Raw genomic sequence first — 21,112 nt, 5'->3', positions numbered from 1 at the left:
TCCCAAGGTAAGGTCGCAGCTGCAGGTGAGAACGTTCTCTGAGAACGTTCTCACCGTTTCACAATGGAATGCTCCTCGTCGACCTGATTCGCCGGAACAGAACGTGGGGCAAGGCAGTGCCCCAGCGCGTAGCCGTCCATCCCCCGGCGTCCAAAAAGATCCCTCCGGGAACTTCAAGCTCTTTCCTGAAGCAGATGCCGCTCGGACGCTGGGCAACCGAGGATGAGGTCGCCGCCCCGATCGTGTTCCTCCTCAGCGACGCGGCGTCGATGATCACCGGGATCCATCTACCCATCGATGGCGGACACACCTGCCGGTGAGTAGATGTCCCGCCTGATCTTCACCACTGCCCCAATCAATGATCGCTCAGAGGGGGCTCGCGGCGGAATCTTTGCCATGCATTGCTCAAGGCTGTCGCTGTGACGGCCCAAGGACGTAGGCGCCAGGCCGGGACTCGGGGCAGCTTCCCCAGGCGTTCTGCTCGGCGGGGCTCGAAGGCCGCTATGATCACGACGCGAGCATGTCCACCACGCGATCCAACCCGGATTCGTCCGGAACAAGTCGAAAGCGCTTCCTCAGCACCTCCCTGAGCAAGATGGAACGAGCAGCGCTGCAAACCGGCTGAGACCCCGACGCAGCTTTGACTTTCTCGCCGGCACCGCGCGCCTGGCCGAATTAACCCGTTTGATGATTGCGCTTCGCAGAACGGCCGAGTGACGCGCCCTTCGAAGTTTTTGTGTACTTCCGAGCCGAATCAACAACATACTGAGCCAGGGCCTATCGCAACGCAGTTTGCTGCCTCCATGGCCCCCTGCGCTCCGACGATCGCCGACATCCCCAAGCCCCCGCCCGTTCGGTGATCGTCGTTCCTCTCAATGTATTCTCATCGTCTCGAACCATTGGGAGCGCGTATAGGTCACCGCATCTGTGAATACGGTGCAACTGAAGAGATCGGAGAAGTGGCCACAGAAGCGCATCGGTCTGACAACCAGTATCGCACGCGCGCGGCGCTAGGCGCCAAGCCTTACCCGAACCCACGCTCGTTCACCGCGGCCCCGCTCGATAGCAAGTCAAGAAATTCCTCTTGGCAATGATCACATCTCTTTGATCTCGCAGCGGGCCGCCAGCGGAAATCGGCCATGTTTTGACAAGCGACATGGTCAGCGGTGTTCTTAGTTTGTTCTGTTCGGGCCGCGCCATATCCACTATACTATCGCCTATGGGAAACCGATTCTTTCGAGGCGACGTCCAATGACGATCAATCGGTCAGCAAGACTCTGCACGGCGATAAGCTTTTCAACGAGCCGATGATCACCTGCCCTAGTTGCAAGACTGACATCAAGCTCAACGAATCTCTGGCGGCGCCGCTGATCGCCGCCACGCGCGAGGAGCATGAAGAACGCATCGCTCAGACGAATGCAGCCATCGCCGTCAGAGAGGAAGAACTTGAGCGTCAGCGCCAAGAAATTGAAGCTGCCAAAGAAGACGTCGAACGCCTCGTTGCCGAAAAAGTCAGGATCGAGCGCGGTCACATCGCGGCCGACGAGGATCACAAGGCCAAGCTTTTGCTCTCCACCGACTTGGACGAGCGCAACCGCAAGGTGGCCGAGCTGGAGGAGATTCTGAAGGCTCGCAATGCCAAGCTTGAGCAGGCGCAAAAGCAGCAGGCAGAGTTGTCTCACGAAGCAGCGCGCGCTGGAGGACGAGCGGCGGGAATTGGCTCTCACGGTCGAGCGGAAGGTTCGGGAAGGATTAGACGCTGTTCGTGCAAAGGCGAAATCTGAAGCCGGAGACGGTCTCAAAATGAAGATCGTCGAGAAGGAGGAACAGATCGCCGGCATGCAGCGCCAGATTGAGGACCTAAAGCGCCGCGCTGAACAGGGCTCCCAGCAATTGCAAGGTGAAGCCCTGGAGCTGGAACTGGAAGGACTGATCAGCAGTCGTTTCCCGGTTGATGTGATCGAACCGGTGGCGAAAGGCGAGTTCGGCGGTGACCTCCTCCAGCGGGTCGTGGGTCCGGCCGGTCAGCCATGCGGATCCATACTTTGGGAGTCAAAGCGCACCAAGAATTGGAGTCAGAGTTGGCTGGCCAAGTTGAGAACTGATCAGCGAGCCGCGAAGGCAGACATCGCTTTGCTGATTTCCGAGGTTCTGCCCGCCGCGTCGAGACATTCGACTTGGTCGAGGGCGTGTACGTCGCTCATCCCAAGTGCGCGATTCCGATCGCAGTTATGCTACGGCAGTCGCTGATTGAGTTGAGTAAATCCCGGCTCGTGCAGGTCGGCCAAGCCTCAAAAAAGGAGCTGGTCTATGAATATTTGACCGGGCCGCGTTTCAGGCAGCGTATCGAGGCCATTGTCGAGAAGTTCTCCGATATGCAGGACGACCTTGCCCGTGAGCGCAAAGCCACCGTCCGACTGTGGGCCAAACGGGAAGCGCAAATCCAAGGGGTGATCGAGTCGACAGTCGGCATGTATGGCGACTTGCAAGGGATCGCTGGAAAGGTGATGCAAGAGATTGAAAGCCTCGAAGTACTAAGTGTTGCAGGCCCCCTCCCGGGCTGAAACCATTGCCGCGCTCACGTTGATAATGGCATCACCCCAGCCAGGCGCCCGGCAGTAGGCATCTCCCGTGGGCGTCGCGCCGGTCCCGGCGACAGCATTTGGCCGACGCTCGACGTCTACACGAGGCCGCTTATGAACCGCTTCCATAGGCGGCATCATGGAAGGCAATCTCCAGCGCCTGCACGCGGCCGAAGATGGCGCTGAGCCGGGCCTGCTCTACGTCGACGAGGCTGGCCCCTGCCTGGTCAATCTGGTGCTTCAGCCATCCAGCCTGCTTGGCGAAAGTATCGCCGGCATGCATGGCCACCCACTCCTTGAGCAGAGGATCGGCGATGGCCGCGGCCGCGACACGCTTCGCCCAGGTCCAGTACATCCATTCCGCCGCAAACATCGCAACGATGGCGTCGAGGAATACTCCCTTCTCGGCTATGTCCAGCATCCCGGAGCAGAACGCCTTCACGCGTGCATCGCGCAGATTGAAGGTGCTGGGATCGATGGCGCGGGCCGCCAGCGTCCGTTCGAAATAGGCGATCTGCTGGTTGGCCAGATCATCAAGCACCCCGATCAACCAGCGCTTCTGCTCGATCGTGCTGGCCTTGGCAGTGGCAAGTGCGAAGATGGAGATGGCCGTGTCCACGAAGCCGCCTTCGTAGACCAGATAGCGGTCGAACACCTCGCTTGGCAGATGGCCGCCTTCGATATCCTTGGTGAAGCGGTGGCGAACCATGGCGTCGAAGATGATCTCGTTTTCGCGCAGAATGCGCTCCGACAGCGTTTCGCCCATCACCACTCAGGCTCCCAGGACCGGCTCGGCAGCGGCGCGGAGGGCACGCACGCGCTCGACGTCGACCGGGTTCCACCACACGCCGCCCGCCTTCAGCGATGAGGCGACGATGACGCCGCTTGTGCGCTTGAGGATCTCCACGACGTTAATCTTGTCCACACCCGAGCCGACCAGCAGCGGCAGTTGCGTGGCGGCGGCGATCTCCTCGATCTCCTCGATGGTCGCGGCGTTTCCGGTCCGCTGCCCGGTTGCGATTACGACATCGGCATCAAAAAAGGCGAGGTCGCGCGTCAACTCGGCAATGGTGCGATCGGCGACGATGGCGTGGCTGCCGTGCTTGACGTGGCTGTCGGCGAAGACCTTGATGTGCTCCGCCCTGAGAAGCGAACGATAACGCATTGCCTCCGCCGCGCGGCCCTCCATGAAGCCCTCATTGGCGACATAGGCGTTCGCCCATTGGTTGACGCGGATGAACTTCGCCCCCCCGGCCAGGGCGATCGCAAAGGCCGGTATCGGTGCATTGGCTAGCACATTGATCCCCAGCGGCACGCCGACGGCACGCGCTATGCGGTCGGTGACGACCGACATGAAAGCAGCCGTCTCGTAGCCGATGTCCTCGGGCTTGGAGAAGGGCACATCGCCATGATTTTCGATCATCAGGCCATGCATTCCGCCATCGATAAGGGCTTCGGCATCCCACATGCAGGCATCGTAGATGGTGTTCATGTCGGCGCCGCGATAGCGGGGCGCGCCGGGGAAGGCAGGGCAATGGATCATGCCGATCAGCGCCTTGTCGCGCCCGAATATTTCCCTTATGGCGCTGGCGGGGTTGTCCGAAATTTGCTGCATTTCAAAGTCCTTCGGAAGAGTGTTCATGCATGCTTATGTCATAGGCAATGTGGCGGTCGACGAGACCATCCGGGTCGAACAGTGGCCAATGGCCGGTGCCTCGATCTTCGGCAGCCACGGCTCCAGCGATATCGGCGGCAAGGGCGCGAACCAGGCGGTGGTCATGGCCCGCTGCGGCCTGAGCACTACTCTCGTAGCGCCTGTGGGTGTGGACTTCCGCGCCCAGAGCATTGCCGAACGGCTCGCTGGCGAGCCAGTCGAATGCAGGCTCCTGCGACAGGAGGGCCGGAGCAGCGACTTCTCCATCATTTTCACAACTCCCGACGGGGAGAACGCAATCGTCACGACGACGGACGCGGCCGAGAACCTTCGGCCCGCCGATGCCCTGTTTGCCATCCGTGAAGCTCGGCCGGGTGACCTGGCGGTCTTGCAGGGCAATCTGAGCGAGGCGACGACGGAGGCGCTGCTGCGCGAAGCGCGTCGGCGCAGCATCGTCACCGCCTTTAATCCCTCGCCGCTCAGACCTTCCTTTCAGGACCTGTGGCAGCTGGTCGACATCGCCTTCCTCAATGCCGGGGAGGCGAAGGCACTGACCGGCGCGCAGGGAGAGGCGGCTGCCGCCGTGCTGCATGCGCGCGGGGTCGGTGACGTGGTGCTGACGCTCGGAGCGGCCGGCGCCTTGCTCAGCGGCGGCGGCGCTCCACTGCGGGTGCCCGCGATGTCGGTCAACGTCGTGGACACCACCGGAGCCGGGGACACGTTCATGGGCGTAGCCCTTGCCTCCGCATTCCTGCGCGGCACCCGCCTTGACGAGCTGGCGCTGATCCATGCGGCTCGAGCGAGCGCACTCACCGTGTCGCGGAAAGGCGCGCTGGGCGCCTTTCCGAGCATCGAGGAGATGAGAGCGATCCTGGGGCACCTTTGAGGTCAGCGCTCGGCGGTCAGCCAGCCTAGGATGTTCTTCCAGAGCCTGCCGTAGCCTTCCCAGGCACAGAAGGCCGGCGACAGCCAGTGCGGGCCGATGTCGGACGTCCAGGCCGCCGTGCGGCCCTTGCCGTAGCTGCCGACCACCAGCAGGGGGAAGCCACCCTGGTCCTGCGGCAGGCGCGCGAGCAGCTCGACGTTCGAATTGGAGCGAAGTTCAACCTCGTTGACACCAAGCAGCGGCGGCCATGCCTGGCCGGTCAGCCCAGCCATGACCGGATGATCCCTGGCAACGATCTCGGCCACTGTGCCTTCGGGTATCTCGACGCGATCGTCATAGGGCAGGCAGGTGACCGGCAGTGTGTCTTCCACCGGCGTGCGGCGCCAGCGGGCCTTGCCGTCGATACCCTGGAAAGAGAAGTAGCCGCCGACCATGAGCAGGCCCCCGCCCTTTTCAACCCAGGCCTTGAGCAGTTTCAGCCGGTTCGGAACGGTGCGCGAGTGCAGCCACACCTCTGGCGGCAGAAGCAGCGAATTCGCCCCGATGTCGGACAGGATGATGGTGTCATAGCGGTCGAGCCCCGCCATTTCGAAGGGCAGCTTCTCCACCGCTTCGTGGGCTGGCATGTAAGTCAGCTCATATTCTGAGCCTTCAAGCGCCTCCACCAGCGGCTCGGCGCCGAGGTGAAAGGTGACGGAGCCGAACTGGTCGAAGCCCTTGTAGTGGGTGGCTGAACTTACCCAGCTTTCGCCGACCAGGAGAACCTTCTTTGTCATGTCGTCTTTCGCTTTCTTTAGTGGAAATTAGGGCCTTCCAGCATCAGGCCGTGGCGTCGAAGACCGAGCGAGGATTGTCGTGCATAAGCCGCTTGAGCGCGCCTTCTGCCACGCCATGTCGCCTCAGGCGCGGAAGGAAGTGCTTCGGCACGTAGGCATAGCCGTTGCCGCCGTAATGGGTGAGCATCATCTTAAGGAACACGTCGTGGGAGATCAGGATGCGATCCAGATAACCGGCGTCGATCAAGCGCACGATGCCGCGCGCCGCCTCGTCGTCGCTCGGACACTGCACCTGCTGGTCGGCATAGAAGAAGTCCATGCCGATCATGTCGTATTCGATGAACGCGCCGCGAGCGGCCAACGACGATTGGTACGCAAAATCGTCATGCGAAGGATTCATGTGGCACAGCACCGTGTGGCGCAGCTCCGCGCCCTCCTCCTCAACGATGTCGAGCACCTGGTGGCCGAAACGGAACCAGCCAGGCAGATGCACCATCAGCGGCAGTCCCGTCTGTTGCTGGGCGCGGGCGGCTCCGCGGAGCGACTTCTCCTCGCTTTTCGTGAAGTCTGCGGAAACCCCGATCTCGCCGATCAGCCCGATCTTCACTCCAGTGCCGTCAACACCGTCCACTGCCTCGCGTACGATCTCGGCAGCGATATCGTCGGCTGACATCGACGCAACCCTGGCCGGGTGGGAGGATGCAAGATAGTAGCCCGCGCCCATGACGATGTTGAGCCCGCTCGCCGCCGAAATCCGGCGCATGGCAAGCGGGTCGCGACCGATGCCCTGGCAGGTGGGCTCGACCAGCGTGCGGCCCCCGACGGCGGCGAACTGCTTCAGCTCCTCCACGGCCAGGGGCTCGTCATCCAGCCTGATGTTGTGCCGGTTGACGAAAGGATCCTGGCGCAGCTCCGACAAGATTTCCATGCATACGAAACCGCCGGCCAGATATTGCCGTTCGGGCTCTTTCGGCCTGTGCCACCAGCAAAGACAATCGTTGAGCACATGTTCGTGCATGAGCGTCATGCCAAGGTCGGCCGCCGGAACCGGCCCGGCCACCGTCATCACCTTGCCCGAGCGCACATGCGCCTCGGAGAGCGGGGCAGCCGTCATTTCGCTTTGCCTCCCGCTTTGCCCGGCAGCCGGAACTTGGCAGTGAAGATGCGGGTGTTCAGCCAGATGGCGATCAGAATGATGGCGCCAGTGACGATCTGGGTGAAAAAGGGCGAAATGTGCATCAGGATAAGGCCATTGCCTATCACCGCGATCGTGAGCGTACCAAGCAGGGTACCGAGGATGGTGCCGCGCCCGCCCATGAGCGAGGTGCCACCAAGGACGACCGCTGCGATCACCTGCAATTCGAAGCCGACAGCCGCGTTGGACGAACCCGAGCCGAGACGAGCCGCGATAAGCAGGCCAGCGACGGCACAGGAGATGCCCGAGATCATATAGACCGAAGCGATGACCCAGCGCGCCGGCATGCCGACGCGACGCGCCGCTTCCATGTTGGAGCCGACCGCCACCACCTGCCGGCCGTAACGGGTCGAGCGGATCGTGACATAGCCGACGATGGCGACGACCACAGCAATGAGCGCGGGAACGGGGATGCCGAGGATTTGGCCGCGGCCGAGCATGAGGAAGCCCGGAGCGTTCTCGATCGGGATCGAGTAGCCTTGGGTAAGGTAAAGTGCGAGCCCGCGCAGGATTGAGAGGCCGGCGAGCGTGACGATGAAGGCCGGCACGTCCTGATAGGCCACGAACCACCCTTGCCCAAGCCCCATCAGCACGCCGAGCACCAGCATCGCCAACACCGCGACGGGCCACGGCAGGCCTGCCGCCACCAGGATGGCAGCAAGCGCATTGACCAATGCCACCTGCGAGCCGACCGATAGGTCGATGCCCGCCGTGATGATGACGAAGGTCATCGCCACCGCGACGATCAAGATGGGGGCAGCCTGTCGCAGGATGTTGAGAATGTTGCCTATGGTGAGGAAGGTGCTCGTGCCGAGGGCAAAGAAGACGATGCAGGCGAAGAAGAAGATCGCGATGGAGAGGATCTGAGCGTTCTCAGCCAGGACGTCGGCCCATGGCGAGCCTTTCGCTCTTTCGGTGTAGACGGTCATTGATGTGCGCCTTCTCCGACGATGAGCTTGACGATGTCCTCGAGGTCCGTTTCACCGATGCGCCGCTCGGCAACCTTGGCGCCTTCATACATGACGGCGATGCGGTCGCAGACCCGAAACAGGTCTTGAAGGCGATGGGTGATGAGGATGACCGAAACGCCGCGCGCCTTGACGCGGTTGATCAGCGCCAGCACTGCTTCAACTTCCGCCACGGCGAGCGCCGAGGTGGGCTCGTCCATGATCAGCACCTTCGGGTTGAAGGCCGCGGCGCGGGCGATGGCGATGGCCTGCCGCTGACCGCCGGATAGCTTTTCCACCTTGGCGGTGAGGCGAGGAATGCGGATCTCAAGCGCCTCCAGCATGCCGCGTGCTCCTTCGAGCATGGCCTGGTGATCGAGGAATGGTCCCTTGGTTCGCTCTCGCCCAAGGAAGAGATTGCCCACCACGTCGATATGATCGCACAGGGAAAGGTCCTGGAACACCATCTCGATGTTGCGCGCCCGCGCGTCTGCGGGGCCAGAGAGCACCACCCGCTGACCTTCTATTGTGATGGTGCCGCCATCGGGAATGTAGGTGCCGGATATGATCTTGGTCAGCGTCGACTTGCCGGCGGCGTTGTCGCCGACCAGACCAAGACACTCGCCCGGATAGAGGTCGAGGTCGACACCCCGGAGCGCCTGGTGCGAGCCGAAGGTCTTGACGATGCCGCGCAATGAGACCCGCGGCGCGGCACCGTCGGCGATCCCGCCGGCAGGCCGGGGGGAAGCCCCCCCGGCGGCGGCATACACTGTGGCCTGGTGATCGGTCATTTGAAGACGGCCCGGTATGGCTCGACATTGTCCTTGGTGACGATGGTCACCGGCACTGCGACGTTCTTGTCGACGCTACCGCCCTTGGTGATGGTGTCGAGCGCTTTTACGGCGGCCTCGCCCATCCCGGCAGGATCCTGCTGGACGACGGCCGCGACATAGCCCTTGTCGATGCCTGCGATCGCCTGCGCGGTCAGATCCCAGCCGAAGATCTTGATCTGGTTCTGCTTGCCTTGGCTCTCCACGGCAGCGATGGCTCCCAGCAGCGCCGGCTCGCCGGTGGCGTAGATGGCGTTCATGTCGGGATTGCCGGTGATCAGATTTTCAGCAGCGGCAAGTGCGGTGTCTTGCACGTTTTGGCCATCGACCACCGCGATCGTTTCGATGCCGTCCTTGCCCTTTATGGCGTCCTCAAAGCCTTTCTGACGCACGTTCTGGATATAGGAGTTTAGGGCGCCAACAATGCCGACCTTGGCCTTGCCGCCCATATTGGCCTTAACATAGTCGAGGAAATGCGCCCCCATGTCGGCGCCGGCTTTCGCATTGTCGACACCTATCTGCGCTTTTTGCGGACCCTTGGGCAGGATGGCGTCGATCGCCACCACCGGAATTTTGGCGTCCGCCGCCTGGTTGACAGCCGCCATGATGCCGTTGACGTCGATCGCCACGACGATCAGGCCGTTCACCTTCTGCTGGATGTAGGTTTCGATCGCGCTGTTTTGGGCGGCGGCGTCGTTGTTGGCGTTGAAGATGACAAGCTTTGCGCCGACGGCGTCCGCAGCCTTCTGGGCACCTTGGTTGATCTGGTTGAAGAACAGGGCCTGCTGGTTGATCTGGACCAGAGCGTAGGTCTTCTGGTCTTGCGCGACGGCAGGCGAAACCGCGCCGGCCAAGAGGCCGAGTGCCGTCAAGCCGATGGCTGCGGCGAAGGTTCTGCGAGTAGTAGTCAAGCTCATATTCGATTCTCCTCTGTGAAGTTTTCTTCCATTGCCGGCTTAACGTTTCGCGGGCGGGGCAACGGATTCCCGCACCACGAGCTCGACTGGCATCAGTTCCTGCGGCGCCGGCGACGCGAGATCTTGCCAATTCGTTTCGAGAAGCAGCGCCAGCGACCGTCTGCCGATTTCCCGCACGGGCTGGCGTATGGCTGTCACTGACGGCGCGAAGAGATGAAAGGGCGCGACGTCGTCGAACCCAACAATGGACACGTCGCCTGGAACCGAGATGCCTTGCGCTCGGAAAACCTCGATGATGCCGATGGTGATCTCGTCCGAGGTGGCAAAGATCGCGGTGCCAGGCATGCCGTTGGCGATGAAGCGGTGCGCGGCCTCACGGCCGAACTCGACCGTGTAGTTTCCGCGATAGTTCGCCGGCACGATATCTTCGCCCCAATGCTCGCGCAGCGCGCGGCGCAAGCCGTCGAAGCGTCGGCGACCGCTGATCATCTCCTGCTCGCTGCCGACGAACAGCACTTCGCGATGGCCGTGCGCGGCGAGGTGGCGACCAGCGAGGTAACCGCCCTGCTCGTTGTCGCAGAACAGTTTTGGCACATCCGCACCAGGCACATCCTCGTCGGCGATGACCACCTTGCCAACCTGGTTGATGTGCGTTGCAAGTTGGCCGTCGTCGGCATGGTTGGTGACGAAGATAAGCCCGTCCACATGCTTGCGCTCGATCAGCTCCAGATAAGCTACCTCGCGGCCGGTTCGGTTGAGCGTAGCAAAGAGCGAGACTGCAAGGTTGCGGCTGTCGGCTTCCGCCTCGACCGCGGCCACGAAGGTGGCGAAGAATGGATTGGCGATGTCGGGCACCACCAGACCGATCGTGTCCGAGCGGCCGCGGCTGAGGCGACGCGCATGCGGGTTTGGCCTGTAATTGAGGTCGCGGATTGCGTCCTCGATGCGCTTGCGGGTCTCTGCAGGAAGAGAGAGCGAGCCGTTGAGCAGGCGCGAGACAGTCGCAACGGAGACGCCGGCCGCCCCGGCGACGTCCTTCAAGCTGGCGGTTTTGTCGCTCATCCGTTCCCTGGTCGGCCGCGTCTTGTAAAGCGCTTTAGTAAAGCGCTTTACAATCAATCGAAAGAGGAGTGGTGTCAAGCCTCGCGATGGCAGGATGAGCACGGCACGCTCGGCCGCCTCGCCCACCGTTACGGCCCACTGGCGTAGGAGAGCTAACGCGCCAATTTAGAACCGAGATCAACGGGCGTTCTGTCTTGCTGAACCGGAATCTGTATTTCAGAACACGTGTGGCGTCGAAGTCCGCGAGCTTTGGATAATCGACGGTTCGAGCACGCGCGATGCTAAGAACCTGTTCACGGTAACGACTGAGGAAAAGCTTACGTTCACCGTCGCCGATGCGCGCCGGCGCGTGCACAAGAAAGGCTCGATGACAGTGAAGCCGACAAAGTAGAGCATACCGTGGTTGATCGGAAAAAAGTATCGAATCGATCGGGCCGTTCAGCCCTCGGTCGGAATAGATCGGCGGCGGCCCGCCGATCGTGACGGAACACATCGCCCGCTTTCCGGAGAAGACGCCTCGATCATACCATTTGCCGCCGCCATAGATGCGGCCGCCTGATGTGAATACCCGATCAGAGCCCTTGAGGATCGCCGGCAGCCCGAACCACCAGAGCGGGAATTGAAGGATCAGGGCATCGCACCAGAAGAGCTTGTCCATCTCCGCCTGGATGTCGGGAGCAAATCCGCCGTGGACGGCGGCATTCGCCTCCTCAGCCTGCTGGCGACAGTAGTGCGCATCGAGCACGGTCGTGAAGTTGCGGCGATCCGACACCGGATTGAAGCCCATTGCATAAAGGTCGGAGATAACGACCTCGTGCCCAGCCGCAGCCAGCGCTTGCTCGGCCGCGCGGGTCAGGGCGCCGTTGAAGCTGTTGGGCTCAGGGTGAGCGTGAACGATGAAGATGCGCACCGTGCGGTTCCACCTGGCGGGAATATCTATTTTCTGGGTGCCGAGAGGATTCGCTCGGCGGCCTGGTCGAGCGAAATGACGCCGGCGCCGCGTGTCAGCACCAGAAGCAGCAACGAAGCCCAGAGCAGATGCTCGGCCCAGTTCTCCGGATAGACGAAGATCTGGATGACGGAGAGGACGCCGAGTAGCATCAGGGCCGCAATGCGCGAGAACAGTCCAAAGAAGATCAACACCGAACCTGTGATTTCCGCCGCCGTCGCCAGAGGCGCCGCAGTCGACGGGTCGATGAACGGCAAATTGTATTCGTTGACGAAGAGCTGCAGCGTCACTGGCCAGGACGCAAGCTTGCTCTGGGCCGACTGCCAGAAGACATGCGCCACTGCCACGCGAGCGGCGAGTTGGACGAGCGAAAACGGTATATGTTCGGGCAGCTTGATGATGCGCCTGTAGAGGCCGGCAAGGCCGGCCGGGCTGGATGAAGGATGATCTGATACTGCGGTCATGACTGGCTCCATGAGTTTGAGTGGGAGGTCGCGGCGGCCCGCACAGCGGTGACGAGCCCGTTGCCGAAAAGGCGAACGAGCGCGGATACGAGATCGAAGCCCGGATCGAGCGCGAGAGCGCGGTCGGCGGCATGTTCAAGGCCGAGGCCATGCTTCAAGGAGTGCAGGAAAGCGAAGTTTGCGCGATCGAGCTGAACGAGCCGGATGCTGTCTCCCGCTCGCCACAGCGCCACGCGTTCGGCGTGTCTTGTCCAGCCGCCATGCCGGTCGGCGGCGTCCTGCTGGTGCGCCCTCCATACGGACAGGATCGACCAATGCGAAACGATAAGCCTGAGCGATGGCTGCACCAGGATGTCGGGAGAAGTGCCCAGGTCCGTATTCTCGAAGTCTGCGAGACTACGGGGTGGCAAGGAAGCCGCATCGAGTGCTTCGGCGATGGCCCATTCGAGCCGCGCCGTTTCAGCGACAATCGGCATGTCGGATAGCGTGTCGATCGACTTGAGGAAGCGCGGGAAGCCGGCGCTATAGCGCGCCAGTCGCGATTCCGCGGGTGGATGGCGTCGAATGAACTCACTTGCTACGTAGCGGAAGAAACGCTCGTCGACCAGGTGAACCGTAACCGGAAAGACCGCCATCAGCACGGCGGTCAGCGAGCTGCGGGTGTTGTTCTGGTAGATGCGCAGGCGTGCCAGCGGATCGGCCTTGCCGGCGGTAAGCGCTTTCGCGCCAATTGAGGGTTCCATGGCCAGCACGGCGCGCGCCATGGTGGTCTGCAGGTGCTCAAGCGGCAGCATGGTATACCTCCTCAAGCGGGGGCGGCGCCAAGGAGACGGATGGCTTCGCGGCCCTGGCGGCGGCAAACGCCGCAAGGACGGGCATGCTGGTCGTCGTTTCGCGTTCGAAAGAAACTGAGATCGGGCTAGCGCGCGCTTCGGTTAATTGGTCACGTCGCGCGGCTTGCTTGCGGTTGAACATGATCGAGGCGGTCAGCATGTCGGCCCACATCGCCTCGCCGAGCAGCACATCGAGAACGGGAACGTCGGTGTCCCACTCGATCAAAGTCGGGCGCGGCCCGAGCCGGTCTATGGCATGCCGGTAGAGGGCCCAGACCACTGGCGGCACGCGCGAGCCGTGATCGTCGATCAGCACGGTGTCGGTCCCGACCTGGTTGGTCGCATGACCGGCGAGGTGGATTTCGCCAATAGCGTCCGCAGGCAACGCGTCGATGAAAGCCTCGGCGTCATATTGCAAGTTGTGCGCGGAAACATGGACGTTGTTGACGTCGAGCAGCAGGCCACAGCCGGTCCGTGCCACGAGCGCTGCCAGGAACTCCGCCTCGCTCATCGAGGAGTCCGCGAATGCCAGGTATGCCGATAGGTTCTCGATCAGCACGCGCCGCTTCAGCGTGTCCTGCAGCGTCCCGACATTGCGGGCAACGATCGCAAGCGCCTCATCGTCATAGCGCAGCGGTAAGAGGTCATTGAGATAGGCCCCGTCCGCGACGCTCCAGGCGAGATGCTCGGAGACCAGATCGGGCTCGAAGCGCTCGCAGACCTTGCGCAGTCGCTCCAGATGATCGCGATCCAGGCCTTGCGCGCTGCCGAGCGACAGGCCGACGCCGTGCACGGACAGCGGGTAGATCTGGCGCAGCCTTTCCAGCGCCTCGACGCCAGCGCCGTCACCCATGTAGTTCTCGGCGTGGACCTCGAGCCAGCCAGCCGAAGGGCGCCGCGTGAGCATCTCCGCGATGTGAGGCGAGCGAAGACCGATGCCCGCCGATGCGGGGATTGCGAGAGGTGAAAACATGCCGGACATCGGTCTCCTCCATTCTGATCTGGTTGACTCGAGGTGGAAGGTCGGTCAGGCCTTCGGCTTGTCGCTGCCGCCAGTGATCTTGGCGCAGCTGCCTGCCGGCACGTAGAGCCAGGAATCCGGCTGGTTGTCGGCGGTCGCGGTGCCGGCGCAGGAATGTGTCGCGGTCTGGCAGTCGTTCTGGCCGGCCTTGACGACGCCGTAGCATTTCTCGAAGGCGAAGCCGGGCTTGGCGGCCGGGCCGCTGTATGCCGCTGTCGCGGCGAGCGTGTTGGCAGCCGCGAGGGCCGATCCGATGAGGGTCTTGGTGTTGATCACAGGCTTGTCTCCTGGTTGGCGTTTCGAAAGAAAGACCGGCCTCAAGGCCCGTCTGCAGATCAGTCTCTCCGATCGTTGTGCCGAGCTGAAATGCTGTCTCGGCATGGAATTGATAGCCGGCCACTATGTTCTGGAGAGCGGCGCGAAAGGCCCTCCGGCCGGGGAACCGGAGGGCCTAGCGCCTGCATTCGGGAGTATGCGAAGCAGGCGCGGCTAGGCGGGAGGGAAGCGCCTAGATGTATTGGGTTCTGCAGTCGACAGCGGGGCGCTCGTCGGCGCGTGAAAGATCGGCCGCAAGCCAGTTTTCGGCAGATTGCCGTCCCCTGTCGCGAATGTCGGTCAGCTCGCCCCAGTCGATCCAGGGTCTCAGAAGCAGTGGAGATGAAGCTCGACATTGGCTGTCGAAGATTGTGTGAACCGCAGCGCATCCGGTTGCGCAATGGGTAGAGGCGAGGCTGCGATCTGGACACCGCGCCATGGATATCGACGGCTTGCCGGTGACTATCAGGCCATGGGGAGCGCCGGTCGATAACGCGGTCGGCAATTGCGAGATGCCGCCATCGCCCCAATAGAAGGCGCCGTCGATTTCAACGGCTGCGGAGAGGAACGGAACAGTGGCTGCCGCCACGATCGCGTCGATCGACAACTGCCTGCCCGAGAATGTCTTCAAAGCGTCGCTGCGGGCGTTGACGGCTACGACGTCCAGTTTCACCGGGCAGTCTTCGTCGCGGATCCGCTTGAGGTCGATCGATTGTTCCAGCATCGAGCGCAGCAGGCTCGTTCTGTCGATGGCGAACATCGAGGCGTGGCTGACGCGCCGCCAGAAATTGGCGAGCGCCGTCCGCGCGCCGCGCCTGCCGCCGACGCTCAGCCCATAGGCAAAAACCGCCGCTTGCATCGCCGCGAAGCCCGACGCGGTAACTCCGCTCACGTTGCAGTTCGGCTCGTCCAGCAGCCGATCGAGCACACCCCAAACGAAAGCAGCATGCGCGTCGTTTGCCAGCACGATGTCGATCGTCCGGTCTTCGACAACAAGATGCGCTGTCGGCGTGGCGGTTGCGACTGTTCTCACTGCGGACTGGGCAAGCATGATTTGGTCTCCACCCCCAAGGTCGCCGAAAGGGCTACTGGAGAGAGACTGCCGCATCTCCTTGTTCAGCCGAAATGCCAAGGTGGCATGAAGTCCATAGGCAGATTGCATTGGCTGCCCGTCCTCACGCGCCGCACTCTGTTCCCGATCAGGCTGGCGCCGTTCACCCAAGCCGCGTCTGAAGTGCACAGGAGATCAACGATGAGAAAAAAACTTGCCTGCGTGGCTGTGTTTGCCGTCGCCTTTGGCGGGAACCCGGCGTCCGCCAACCCGTTCACCGACCTCGCTGCACTGCCGACGTTCTACACGGGCCCCACGATTAAGACGATGAAACGATGGCTGGATTCAAGAAAGCCTGGTTCACCCGGTCGAAGCATGACTGGGCAAAGATGACGAAGGCATGCGAAGACCCGGCGATGCGCGAGCCGCATGCCCAATTCTGTGCCAATGTCCTCGCTTTGGCGGCACCAAACATTGAGTGTGCCGGGAAAAACCTGTGGATGCAGAACCGGCATAGTCTTCATACGTAGATGGCATTGGCGAGTAGGTAGGTAATTGCGGCAAGGTTCGAGCCAGCAAGGAGGAAGCCAGTTAATTCTGAATTGCTGTCAATCAACCAAACAGTTGTCGATTGGACGACTACCAACCAGAGAAGGACTTTAAAATGAATATCAAAGCTATCTGCCTTGGCGCTTTTGCACTTTCCGTTGTGAGTGGCGTTTCCATCGCCGGCATCCTCGACGAGCCGGACAGCATGCGGCCCTTCTTCACTGACGCCAGCATGAAGACGATGAAGCCCGCGGCCGAGTTCAAGGCCGCCTGGAACGCTATGTCGAAGGACAAGCAGGACGCGATGATGAAGGAATGCCAGGATGCCGCGATGAGCAAGGCTCACGCCGAATTCTGCGGCAATTTGAATACGCTCGGCGGCGCGAACAAGTAGCACGCTGCCCTACCCAAAGCCAACGGATGGCGGGTCTTGGTGCCCGCCATCATGCTTTGGGCGTCGCCGTGCCACGCTGCGCACGATGTCCGCAATTCGGGATCTACGTACCATGACGGACCGCTATTGACTTTATAGCCGCAGTGCATTGGCGCCGAGACAAGCGGTACGGCAGGCTCCAACCTGCAAGAGCCCCGGACATTGGGACAAACCGACATGGACATCCATCACATCCGCTACTTCCTGGCCGTTTGCGAGACCCGGAATTTCACGCGCGCTGGGGAAAGATGCAACGTCACGCAGCCGGCGCTGTCGCGCGCGATCCAGCAGCTCGAGGACGAGGTCGGCGGCCTGTTGTTTCGCCGCGAGCGGAACCTGACGCACCTCACCGATCTGGGCGCTTTGCTCCGCCCCCGATTTCAGCAAATCCTGGACGAGGTGACCGGCGTGCGCCAGGAGGCGTCGAGATTCCTCTGCCTGGAGAATGCAAATCTCAAGGTTGGGGTGATGTGCACAATCGGTCCGCGACGATTTACCGGTCTGTTGGCGGATTTCAACCGGCGCCAGCAAGGCATCCAGCTGCAGCTTGTCGAGGGCGTGCCGGCATCCCTGTCGCAGCTGCTGGAAGCGGGTGAGATCGATGTCGCCATCATGGCCTCGAGCGATAGTTTCCCGGAGCGGTTCGATGTCACGCCTCTCTATCGCGAGCGGTTCGTGCTTGCGTTTCCCAGCGGGCATCGGCTGGCCCGCAACGACAATGTCGCCATTTCGGAGCTCGACGGCGAAAACTATCTCAGGCGCCTGAACTGCGAATATCGCGACTACCTCGCGGGCCTTTGCAATGAACGCGGTGTGAAGCTCAGGATCTCTTACGCCAGCGAGCGCGAAGACTGGATTCAAAACATGGTTTCGGGCGGGCTGGGTATCTGCTTCATCCCGGAATTCAGCGCCGTCATCCCGGGCTTGCAGATCAGGCCCGTTATCGATCCGGAGGTTTGGCGAGAGGTATCGCTTGTCGTTGTTGCCGGGCGCCGGTTTTCGCCAGCTACATCAACCTTCGTCAACAGCGTCAAGGCACACAGCTGGCCCGAAAGCGGCATCGATCTGTCGGTAAGGAAAACGGCTGCATAGCAAATGGAAGAAAAGAACCGCGGCCACGCCTTATGTCGTGGCTCGGAATCTCGCGCCGATAGATGATCCACGATAGTTTTCGGGTATCGATTTAAGAGCCAGTCAGCATTTCTCTTTCGACGAGGCTCCGGTCACTCTTCTCGTCATGCCCCGCCTCCCGCGATTGGGCACCGACAAAGGAGAAATACGAGATGGCTACCAAGAAACTCAACCTCGCATTCGCCCTGGGCATGCTGTCCGCGACCGCAGCGTTTTCCGCGGCCCCTGCCTTCGCAGGCGACTGCCCGGCCGGTCAGGCCGCCACCACCGACATCCAGCAACATCCCAGCACGCCGGTCGGCGTCACCGACACGGTGCTTTCCGCAATCGACTTGAGCAGCAAGGGTGAGGCCTGGAAAGGCAACATGTTGCGCCTTCGCAAGCTCGTCGTTCAGCCCGGCGGCGTCGTGCCGTGGCATGAGCACAATGTCCGCCCGGCCAACATTCTGGTCGTCGAGGGCTCGATCACCGAATACCGTAGCACCTGCAAGGTCGGCATCGAACATCCGGCCGGCGACGTGACCGCCGAGTTCGGCCAGCTCGCCCATTGGTGGAAGAACAACGGCAAGGTTCCGGCCGTGCTCTATTCGGCCGACGTGCTGCCGCCCGCGATGCACGAAGACCACATGATGTGAGCCGCCCGCAGCGCTGAAGTGATCCCGACATCGGAAGCCAAAGGCCCGTCCTCGGGCGGTTGCTCGAGGACGTGGCTACGGAGCCTGTCATGACGACGAGTGAACGGACAGAACCGACAAAGGTTCGCATTGTTGCGGCAGACAGCTGGCGCTTCGGCCTGATCGCGCTGATTGCGTTCCTGACGCTCGTTGACCTGTTTGCCACCCAGGCCATCCTGCCGTCGCTGGTGGTGAAATTCGGCGTCAGCCGCGCCACTATGGGCTTCGCCGTAAACGCCAGCACGTTCGGCATGGCGGTGGCTGGTATCGCCGTCGCGCTCTTTGGGCGCGGCATTGATCGCCGCAACGGCATCTGGATCAGCCTAGCCGTCCTGGCGATCCCGACGACACTGCTGTCGCAGACAGACAATATCGTTGTTTTCGCCTTGCTGCGCGTGGCGCAGGGCCTTTGCATGTCGACAGCCTTCACGCTGACGATGGCCTATCTGGCCGAGCATTTTTCAGCGCGGCAGACCACGAGCGCGCTTGCGGCCTACGTGACCGGCAACGTGGCCAGCAACTTTTTCGGCCGGTTGATGTCGGCGGCGGTCGCCGACACGTTCGGCATCTCCACCAACTTCCTGACCTTCGCCGCACTGAATCTGCTCGGCGCCGCTCTTGTCTGGTTCACGTTGCAAAAGACCTCGGCAATGATGCGCGCCGACCTGGACGGCCAGCCTGCCCGCACGGCCTGGAAAGCCCCGTTGCGGAATGTGGAGCTGCGCGCCTGTTTCGCGATCGGCTTTCTGATCCTGTTCGTCTTTATCGGCACGTTCACTTACGTGAATTTCCAGCTCGTCGCGGTCCCGCTTTCGCTCACGCCGATGGCCCTGGGCGCAGTCTATTTCGTTTTCCTGCCATCGATGCTGACCACTCCGCTTGCCGGCCGAGTCGCAGCGAGCCTTGGCCCCAGGGGAGGGATCGGAGCGACGCTTGCGGTGGCGATCATCGGTTTGCTTCTACTGCTTGTGCCAAATCTTCCGATCGTTCTCGTCGGGATGGCGCTCGTTGCCGTCGGCACCTTCCTGGCTCAGGCGATAGCCACGGGACATGTCAGCCGGACCGCATCGCGCGATCGCGCCGCTGCCAGCGGCATCTATCTGGCTTCCTACTATGGGGGCGGGCTCGCTGGCAGCTTCCTCATCGGACAGATCTACGACCGTGTCGGCTGGACTGCATGCGTGGCCGTCCTTGCCGCGGTTCTCGCCGGTGCGATCGCGATCGCGCGCGTGCTGCGAACGCCCAAGCCCTGAAACCAAAAACCGCAACTCAGTTATTCAACCAAGGAGACCGACATGAGCAACCATCTCAAAACTCTGCTTGCAGGCGCCGCCATGCTGATGGCTGTTGCCCTGCCGGCTGCCGCTTCGGACGGCGTCGTCACGGTGAAGAGCGACTATTCCGTCGCTGAAACCGTCGCCCGGATTAAGAAGGATGTGCTCAAGAAAGGCATCAAGTTCTTCGGCGTCATCGACCAGGCACAGCTTGGCAAGAATGCGGGCAACGACGTCAGGCCGTCACGGCTCGTCATGTTCGGCAATCCGGCGCTCGGCACGACCTTCATCACATCCAACCCCGAGGCCGGGCTCGACTGGCCCGTGCGCGTGCTGGTCTACCAGACTGCCGACGGTTCGGTTTACGCCGCCTACAGCGATTTCGACTGGATCGCCAAGCGGCATGGCATCACGGATCGTCCCGCACAGTTCAAGATGGCGACCGAGGTCATTCAGTCGGTCACCTCAACGGTCAAGAAGAACTGACGGACGGGCACGTAGCCGGGTATCGCGTAGGCATGCGACGATGCTGCCCGACAAACCTACTCGGCGGCGGACAGCGCCTTCACCCGCTCACCGAACCATTTCTTCTGCGTGGCCTCGCGCACCAATGCGCCGACCGCGGGCGAATGCCTGCGGCCGCGCACCGTGACGAGATTGACCTCGCGCCAGAACTCCGGCTCGGTGATCGGCAGAGGCACCACGCCGGGATGCTTGGCGGTATGTTCGGGCATGAACCCGAACCCCAGCCCCGCAGCGATCATCGCCAATGTCCAGTCGTCGCGATCGCTCCAATAGACCGGGCTGACCGTAACGCCCTGCTCGGCAAGGATGGCATCGGCGTAGCCCGCGAACTCGCAGTTGTTGCGGTGGATATAGCTTTCGTTGCTCATATCCTTCACCCGCACAACGCGCTGGTTGGCTAGACGATGGGCCAGGTGCACAGCCATCACCATCTGCTCCTGGAACAGCGGCAGGGAGTGCACTTCTTCATCGGGAACGTCTGAGGGCAACGCGTATATGGCAGCCTCGAGCTCACCCTCGATCAACCTTTTCCTGAGGCTCACCGCGTCCGCATCGCAAAGATGCAACTCGACGCCGGGATGGTGCTCGCGCACGGCTGCGATGAGCTCGACGATCTCGTCCGGAGCGATCGTGCTCATGATGCCGACCTTGAGCGGCATCTTCTTCAGCGTCACATATTGCTCGGCAATCTGCTTTGCCTGGCGTGAGTTCTCGAAGACGCCTTCGAGATAGCTCTCGACCATGCGGCCGAGCTCGGTAAGATGTGTGAAGCGGCGCTCACGGTGGAAAAGCGGCCCGCCGAATTCATCTTCCAAGAGCTTGATCGCGCGCGACAGCGCGGGCTGCGTGACATTGCACTGCTCGGCTGCCCTGGTGAAATTGAGCTCCTTGGCGACGGCCAAGAAGTATCGGACCTGGCTGATCTCCACTGCACGCTCCCCCTCACTGGACGCGCATACGGCACCGCCCGCATTGCGGCGCAATCTTACTAGCTGCCCTTACGTCAAACAACCCGACCGGTCGATCGGCGTCCGGGCTCGGAGC

The 21,112-nt window shown here is 62.0% G+C and carries 23 protein-coding genes and 1 pseudogene; 9 read left to right on the top strand and 15 right to left on the bottom strand.

Going from position 1 to position 21,112, the window contains the following annotated elements; translation table 11 throughout:
- Window positions 1-68: 68 nt before the first annotated feature.
- Entirely contained in the window at window positions 69-320 is a 252-nt protein-coding gene (locus ACVMIM_RS09075) for an SDR family oxidoreductase (RefSeq protein ID WP_476111665.1), read from the top strand.
- Window positions 321-1,307: 987 nt separating this feature from the next.
- Window positions 1,308-2,564, top strand: a pseudogene (locus tag ACVMIM_RS09070) (DUF2130 domain-containing protein).
- 130 nt (window positions 2,565-2,694) lie between these two features.
- Here the strand turns inward: ACVMIM_RS09070 and ACVMIM_RS09065 are convergent.
- Together ACVMIM_RS09065 and ACVMIM_RS09060 are read right to left on the bottom strand one after the other, a co-directional pair.
- Window positions 2,695-3,348 (bottom strand): TenA family protein, encoded by a 654-nt coding sequence (locus ACVMIM_RS09065; RefSeq protein ID WP_476117154.1) that lies wholly within the window; start codon window positions 3,346-3,348, stop codon window positions 2,695-2,697.
- A 6-nt stretch (window positions 3,349-3,354) separates the two neighbouring features.
- Entirely contained in the window at window positions 3,355-4,197 is an 843-nt protein-coding gene (locus ACVMIM_RS09060; protein ID WP_476111664.1) for a BtpA/SgcQ family protein, read from the bottom strand.
- 25 nt (window positions 4,198-4,222) lie between these two features.
- Between ACVMIM_RS09060 and ACVMIM_RS09055 the strand changes: the two genes are divergently transcribed.
- The gene (locus tag ACVMIM_RS09055) at window positions 4,223-5,122 is read left to right on the top strand and encodes a ribokinase (RefSeq protein ID WP_476111663.1); all 900 of its coding nucleotides are present in this window, start codon (window positions 4,223-4,225) and stop codon (window positions 5,120-5,122) included.
- A gap of 2 nt (window positions 5,123-5,124) precedes the next feature.
- Here the strand turns inward: ACVMIM_RS09055 and ACVMIM_RS09050 are convergent, their stop codons facing one another.
- The 12 genes from ACVMIM_RS09050 to ACVMIM_RS08995 form a co-directional block, all read right to left on the bottom strand.
- Complete coding sequence (locus tag ACVMIM_RS09050) at window positions 5,125-5,898, bottom strand: glutamine amidotransferase (protein ID WP_476111662.1); 774 nt, start codon at window positions 5,896-5,898, stop codon at window positions 5,125-5,127.
- 43 nt (window positions 5,899-5,941) lie between these two features.
- Window positions 5,942-7,012, bottom strand: coding sequence for a phosphotriesterase family protein (locus ACVMIM_RS09045; RefSeq protein ID WP_476111661.1), 1,071 nt, complete (start codon window positions 7,010-7,012; stop codon window positions 5,942-5,944).
- A complete protein-coding gene (locus ACVMIM_RS09040) occupies window positions 7,009-8,022 on the bottom strand; it encodes an ABC transporter permease (RefSeq protein WP_476111660.1) in 1,014 nt (337 codons plus the stop codon). The genes ACVMIM_RS09045 and ACVMIM_RS09040 overlap by 4 nt, the downstream gene beginning before the upstream one ends.
- A complete protein-coding gene (locus ACVMIM_RS09035; protein ID WP_476111659.1) occupies window positions 8,019-8,831 on the bottom strand; it encodes an ATP-binding cassette domain-containing protein in 813 nt (270 codons plus the stop codon). The genes ACVMIM_RS09040 and ACVMIM_RS09035 overlap by 4 nt, the downstream gene beginning before the upstream one ends.
- A complete protein-coding gene (locus tag ACVMIM_RS09030) occupies window positions 8,828-9,787 on the bottom strand; it encodes a substrate-binding domain-containing protein (RefSeq protein WP_476111658.1) in 960 nt (319 codons plus the stop codon). Before ACVMIM_RS09030 ends, ACVMIM_RS09035 begins: the two co-directional genes overlap by 4 nt.
- Before the next feature lie 39 nt (window positions 9,788-9,826).
- Entirely contained in the window at window positions 9,827-10,849 is a 1,023-nt protein-coding gene (locus tag ACVMIM_RS09025; RefSeq protein WP_476117152.1) for a LacI family DNA-binding transcriptional regulator, read from the bottom strand.
- A gap of 34 nt (window positions 10,850-10,883) precedes the next feature.
- Window positions 10,884-11,759, bottom strand: coding sequence for an NAD(P)H-dependent oxidoreductase (locus tag ACVMIM_RS09020; protein ID WP_476111657.1), 876 nt, complete (start codon window positions 11,757-11,759; stop codon window positions 10,884-10,886).
- Window positions 11,760-11,785: 26 nt separating this feature from the next.
- On the bottom strand, window positions 11,786-12,262 hold the full coding sequence (locus ACVMIM_RS09015; RefSeq protein WP_476111656.1) for a DoxX family protein: 477 nt from the start codon (window positions 12,260-12,262) through the stop codon (window positions 11,786-11,788).
- Entirely contained in the window at window positions 12,259-13,056 is a 798-nt protein-coding gene (locus ACVMIM_RS09010; RefSeq protein ID WP_476111655.1) for an HvfC/BufC family peptide modification chaperone, read from the bottom strand. Before ACVMIM_RS09010 ends, ACVMIM_RS09015 begins: the two co-directional genes overlap by 4 nt.
- Window positions 13,043-14,077 (bottom strand): MNIO family bufferin maturase, encoded by a 1,035-nt coding sequence (bufB, locus tag ACVMIM_RS09005; RefSeq protein ID WP_476111654.1) that lies wholly within the window; start codon window positions 14,075-14,077, stop codon window positions 13,043-13,045. Before bufB ends, ACVMIM_RS09010 begins: the two co-directional genes overlap by 14 nt.
- Window positions 14,078-14,122: 45 nt before the next feature.
- Window positions 14,123-14,392, bottom strand: coding sequence for a BufA1 family periplasmic bufferin-type metallophore (locus tag ACVMIM_RS09000; RefSeq protein ID WP_476111653.1), 270 nt, complete (start codon window positions 14,390-14,392; stop codon window positions 14,123-14,125).
- A gap of 232 nt (window positions 14,393-14,624) precedes the next feature.
- The gene (locus ACVMIM_RS08995; RefSeq protein ID WP_476111652.1) at window positions 14,625-15,653 is read right to left on the bottom strand and encodes a patatin-like phospholipase family protein; all 1,029 of its coding nucleotides are present in this window, start codon (window positions 15,651-15,653) and stop codon (window positions 14,625-14,627) included.
- Window positions 15,654-15,683: 30 nt separating this feature from the next.
- Here ACVMIM_RS08995 and ACVMIM_RS08990 point away from each other — a divergent pair, with 30 nt between their 5' ends.
- The 6 genes from ACVMIM_RS08990 (at window position 15,684) to ACVMIM_RS08965 (ending at window position 20,029) form a co-directional block, all read left to right on the top strand.
- The gene (locus tag ACVMIM_RS08990; RefSeq protein WP_476111651.1) at window positions 15,684-15,875 is read left to right on the top strand and encodes a hypothetical protein; all 192 of its coding nucleotides are present in this window, start codon (window positions 15,684-15,686) and stop codon (window positions 15,873-15,875) included.
- A gap of 238 nt (window positions 15,876-16,113) precedes the next feature.
- Window positions 16,114-16,425, top strand: coding sequence for a hypothetical protein (locus ACVMIM_RS08985; RefSeq protein ID WP_476111650.1), 312 nt, complete (start codon window positions 16,114-16,116; stop codon window positions 16,423-16,425).
- Between the two features lie 216 nt (window positions 16,426-16,641).
- Window positions 16,642-17,556 (top strand): LysR family transcriptional regulator, encoded by a 915-nt coding sequence (locus ACVMIM_RS08980; protein ID WP_476111649.1) that lies wholly within the window; start codon window positions 16,642-16,644, stop codon window positions 17,554-17,556.
- Window positions 17,557-17,747: 191 nt separating this feature from the next.
- Window positions 17,748-18,230 carry a cupin domain-containing protein gene (locus ACVMIM_RS08975; RefSeq protein ID WP_476111648.1) on the top strand — a complete coding sequence of 161 codons (483 nt, stop codon included), beginning with the start codon at window positions 17,748-17,750 and terminating at the stop codon, window positions 18,228-18,230.
- An 89-nt stretch (window positions 18,231-18,319) separates the two neighbouring features.
- Complete coding sequence (locus tag ACVMIM_RS08970) at window positions 18,320-19,522, top strand: MFS transporter (RefSeq protein WP_476111647.1); 1,203 nt, start codon at window positions 18,320-18,322, stop codon at window positions 19,520-19,522.
- A 42-nt stretch (window positions 19,523-19,564) separates the two neighbouring features.
- Window positions 19,565-20,029, top strand: coding sequence for a DUF302 domain-containing protein (locus ACVMIM_RS08965; protein ID WP_041002666.1), 465 nt, complete (start codon window positions 19,565-19,567; stop codon window positions 20,027-20,029).
- Between the two features lie 56 nt (window positions 20,030-20,085).
- On the opposite strand, the gene ACVMIM_RS08960 is transcribed toward ACVMIM_RS08965, so the two are convergent.
- On the bottom strand, window positions 20,086-20,997 hold the full coding sequence (locus ACVMIM_RS08960) for a LysR family transcriptional regulator (RefSeq protein WP_041002664.1): 912 nt from the start codon (window positions 20,995-20,997) through the stop codon (window positions 20,086-20,088).
- Window positions 20,998-21,112 lie beyond the last annotated feature (115 nt).

This window comes from Mesorhizobium sp. USDA 4413 (genome assembly GCF_056280365.1).
Note: the sequence above shows the minus strand (reverse complement) of the source record. Positions and strands in the feature narration are given on the sequence as shown.

Bases quoted from the DNA above. Each gene is read 5' to 3' on its own strand.
- ACVMIM_RS09075 (WP_476111665.1), top strand. From the start codon at position 69: ATGCTCCTCGTCGACCTGATTCGCCGGAACAGAACGTGGGGCAAGGCA.
- ACVMIM_RS09065 (WP_476117154.1), bottom strand. From the start codon at position 3,348: ATGGGCGAAACGCTGTCGGAGCGCATTCTGCGCGAAAACGAGATCATC.
- ACVMIM_RS09060 (WP_476111664.1), bottom strand. From the start codon at position 4,197: ATGCAGCAAATTTCGGACAACCCCGCCAGCGCCATAAGGGAAATATTC.
- ACVMIM_RS09055 (WP_476111663.1), top strand. From the start codon at position 4,223: ATGCATGCTTATGTCATAGGCAATGTGGCGGTCGACGAGACCATCCGG.
- ACVMIM_RS09050 (WP_476111662.1), bottom strand. From the start codon at position 5,898: ATGACAAAGAAGGTTCTCCTGGTCGGCGAAAGCTGGGTAAGTTCAGCC.
- ACVMIM_RS09045 (WP_476111661.1), bottom strand. From the start codon at position 7,012: ATGACGGCTGCCCCGCTCTCCGAGGCGCATGTGCGCTCGGGCAAGGTG.
- ACVMIM_RS09040 (WP_476111660.1), bottom strand. From the start codon at position 8,022: ATGACCGTCTACACCGAAAGAGCGAAAGGCTCGCCATGGGCCGACGTC.
- ACVMIM_RS09035 (WP_476111659.1), bottom strand. From the start codon at position 8,831: ATGACCGATCACCAGGCCACAGTGTATGCCGCCGCCGGGGGGGCTTCC.
- ACVMIM_RS09030 (WP_476111658.1), bottom strand. From the start codon at position 9,787: ATGAGCTTGACTACTACTCGCAGAACCTTCGCCGCAGCCATCGGCTTG.
- ACVMIM_RS09025 (WP_476117152.1), bottom strand. From the start codon at position 10,849: ATGAGCGACAAAACCGCCAGCTTGAAGGACGTCGCCGGGGCGGCCGGC.
- ACVMIM_RS09015 (WP_476111656.1), bottom strand. From the start codon at position 12,262: ATGACCGCAGTATCAGATCATCCTTCATCCAGCCCGGCCGGCCTTGCC.
- ACVMIM_RS09010 (WP_476111655.1), bottom strand. From the start codon at position 13,056: ATGCTGCCGCTTGAGCACCTGCAGACCACCATGGCGCGCGCCGTGCTG.
- bufB (WP_476111654.1), bottom strand. From the start codon at position 14,077: ATGTCCGGCATGTTTTCACCTCTCGCAATCCCCGCATCGGCGGGCATC.
- ACVMIM_RS08990 (WP_476111651.1), top strand. From the start codon at position 15,684: ATGAGAAAAAAACTTGCCTGCGTGGCTGTGTTTGCCGTCGCCTTTGGC.
- ACVMIM_RS08980 (WP_476111649.1), top strand. From the start codon at position 16,642: ATGGACATCCATCACATCCGCTACTTCCTGGCCGTTTGCGAGACCCGG.
- ACVMIM_RS08975 (WP_476111648.1), top strand. From the start codon at position 17,748: ATGGCTACCAAGAAACTCAACCTCGCATTCGCCCTGGGCATGCTGTCC.
- ACVMIM_RS08970 (WP_476111647.1), top strand. From the start codon at position 18,320: ATGACGACGAGTGAACGGACAGAACCGACAAAGGTTCGCATTGTTGCG.
- ACVMIM_RS08965 (WP_041002666.1), top strand. From the start codon at position 19,565: ATGAGCAACCATCTCAAAACTCTGCTTGCAGGCGCCGCCATGCTGATG.